The sequence below is a fragment of the Deinococcus arboris genome (assembly GCF_009755355.1).
GTDB lineage: Bacteria > Deinococcota > Deinococci > Deinococcales > Deinococcaceae > Deinococcus > Deinococcus betulae.
Map to the genome: position 1 here is coordinate 1 of NZ_WQLB01000074.1, position 2,949 is coordinate 2,949.

At 70.3% G+C, this 2,949-nt stretch carries 2 protein-coding genes; both read left to right on the forward strand.

Translation table 11 applies throughout. The features are described from left to right. Positions 1–270: 270 nt before the first annotated feature. Entirely contained in the window at positions 271–1,584 is a 1,314-nt protein-coding gene (locus GO986_RS22355) for an RCC1 domain-containing protein (protein WP_157461736.1), read from the forward strand. Continuing rightward, positions 1,581–2,912, forward strand: a complete 1,332-nt coding sequence (locus GO986_RS22360) for a di-heme oxidoredictase family protein (RefSeq protein WP_157461737.1) — start codon at positions 1,581–1,583, stop codon at positions 2,910–2,912. Before GO986_RS22355 ends, GO986_RS22360 begins: the two co-directional genes overlap by 4 nt. Positions 2,913–2,949: the final 37 nt, after the last annotated feature.

Here is a 2,949-nt window from a genome sequence, read left to right on the forward strand (position 1 = left end):
GACCCCGCTTCTCTGCCGCCCTTCTGTTCAGTCACCTCAATCACCACCGTTCAAGGACTGGCCACCGAGCGGCCAGCCAGGAGTTCTTATGCGCCCTTTTCTCCCCACCTTTGCCGCCCTCACGCTGGCCCTGAGCGCCTGCGGTACCGTCGTCAAACCCCGCCCACCCTGAGCCTGACTGCCCCGGCGGCCACCGTGCAGCGCACGTAGGTAACCCTGACGGGCCAGGCGTCCGACAGCGACGGAAGCCTTCAAAGCGTCACGGCCCAGGTGAATGGCAAGAGCCACGCCGCCACCCTGACCGGCACTGCGTACACCGTCACCGTGCCACTGAAGGCCGGCCCGAACACCATCACCCTGACCGCCACCGATAATCAGGGGGAGACTGCCGCCGCTCAGGCCGAGATTGCCCTGGGGCGCAGCGTGGCGGCCGCCGGCTCTCACTCGGGCGCGCTGAAGGGCGGCGCGTTGTACAGCTGGGGCCGCAACAACTTTGGCCAGACTGGGCTGGGCAAGACGACCACGCTGGCGGCCTCGGCCGACCACCCGGTCAGCCCCACCGCCATCACGGCGCCGGCCCCCTTCGTGGCGCTGGCCTTTAACCAGAACCAGTCGCTGGCGATTGCCGAAGGCGGCGCGCTCTACAGCTGGGGCGACGACACGAACGGGCAACTGGGACGCGGAACGCAGGGCCGCGCCAATTGCGGCGCCAGCAACTGCCGCCTGGACATTGGCAAGGTGGCGGGTTTGCCGGCCGCCGCGCAGGTATCGGCGGGCTACAGTCACACGCTGGTCCTGGCCGAGGACGGCGGCGTCTGGGCTTTCGGCCTGAACAGCAGCGGCCAACTGGGAGACGGCGGCAGCGCAGCGCGCGCCACCCCCGAACTGGTCGTGTGGGGCGACGCCCGGCCCAGCCGCGTAGTGCAGGTGCTGGCCAGTTCTGCGTCCTCCTACGCCCTGGATGACAAGGGCCAGGTCTGGGGCTGGGGCCGCAACCAGTACGCCAACCTGGGGCAGGGGAGTGTCAGCAGCGCGGCGGCGGTGCAGGCCAGCCCGCTGCTGGTGCCGCTGCCTGCCGGCGTGGTCGTCACCGAAATCGCCGCTGGCCGCGACCATGTGCTGGCCCTGACGAGCGAGGGCAAGGTCTATGCCTGGGGCCTCAACGCCACCAGCCAGGTGGGGTTCAAGGGCGTGAAGTTCAAGGGCAAGCCCGAGGCCTGGCCGGGCAACGTGCTGTCGCCGCGCCTGCTGCCCAGCACCGAGACCCTGCGGGCCGTCAACGTTTACGCCAACGGCAACACCAGTTACCTGCGCCTGGCCGACGGCAGCCTGCGCGCCTGGGGAATGTACGGCGACATGGCCGGCACCGGGGCGGTGTACGCCGACCTGGACGAACCCAGCGACAAGCTGCCCAACCTGAAGAACATGGCTGACCTGGCGGTGGGCGCGCTGCATCAGGTGGGCCGCCGGCAGGACGGGGGCCTGTTTGCGTGGGGCTGGAGCTTTGAAGGCTCGCTGGGCGGCGGGGCCACCACCGCCAACACCTGGATGTACAACACGCCCCTGCCGCTGACCCTGCCGTGAGGCGCGCGGTCTGGGCGGGTGTGCTGCTGGTGCTGACGGCCTGCACGGCGCCTGACCGCCCAGGGCCGGCGCCCACGCCCGTCACGCCGCTGCCCATCAGCTGGACGCCGGCAGGCGGCAGCGCCACCGTCACCCTGGACGCCAGTCGCCCCTTCCTGCAATTTGCCCCGGCCATCGACCCCAGCGAGTGGGCTGGGGTCTCGCAGGGCCGCGAACTGTTCGTGGCGCAGTGGCAACCGGCGCCGGGGCCACGCGCGCTCCTTGACGGCCTGGGACCGCAGTTTTTAACGGGCGCCTGCAGCGGCTGTCACCAGTCCACCGGACGGGCCGAGGCGCTGGGGCCTGGGGGCCGGACCCTGCCCGCCGTCCTATTCCGGCTGGGAGATGCGCAGGGCGAGCCTCACCCGGTCTACGGCGAGCAGTTGCAAACGGCCGCGACCACGGGCGACCCCGAAGGCCAGGTGACCTGGACCCGCCAGCCAGATGGGCGCCTGAACTACCAGGTTCAGGTGAGTGGCGACCCGCTGGATGGCGTTCGCGCCAGCGCGCGCCTCTCGCCGCAACTGCTGGGCATGGGACTGCTGGACCGGGTGCCCGAGGCCGACCTGCTGGCCTGGGCCGATGAACTGGACCGGGACAGAGACGGCATCTCTGGCCGTCCGCACTGGGTCACGGAAGAGGGGCAGGTCAAGCTGGGCCGCTTTGGCTGGAAGGCCATTCAGGCCAGCCTGCGCAGCCAGAGCGCCGCCGCTCTGCATCAGGACATGGGCCTGACGACCTCTTTGCACCCTGCGGAGAACTGCACGGTGCGGCAGGCGGTGTGTGCAGAGGCCGTCAGTGGCGGTCAGCCCGAGGTCTCTGACGCGGCGCTGGAGGCCATCAACGACTTCCTGACAGTGCTGGCCGTCCCCGAGCGGCGCATGGGCGACCCCGCCACCTTCAACGCCGGGGCGGCGCTTTTTGAACAGGTGGGATGTTCATCGTGCCACCGGTCAACCCTGACCACAGGCGTCAGTTCCCGCTTTGCAGCCCTGTCGCACCAGACCTTTTACCCCTACACCGACCTGCTGCTGCATGACCTCGGGCCGGCGCTGGATGACGGCGCCGCCGAAAAAGGCGCCCAGTCGGGCGAATGGCGCACGCCGCCCCTCTGGGGTGCGGGGCTGGTCGAGGCGAGTGGCGGCCGCTTCCTGCACGACGGCCGCGCCAGCACCCTGGCCGAAGCGGTGACCTGGCACGGCGGCGAGGCCGAGCGCGCCCGTGAACGGTTCGGTGCCCTGCAGGCCATCGAGCGGGCCGCCCTGCTGCACTTCCTGCGGGGCCTGTAGGGACAGCAGTGATGGGGCCCGTCAACGAAACGAATAT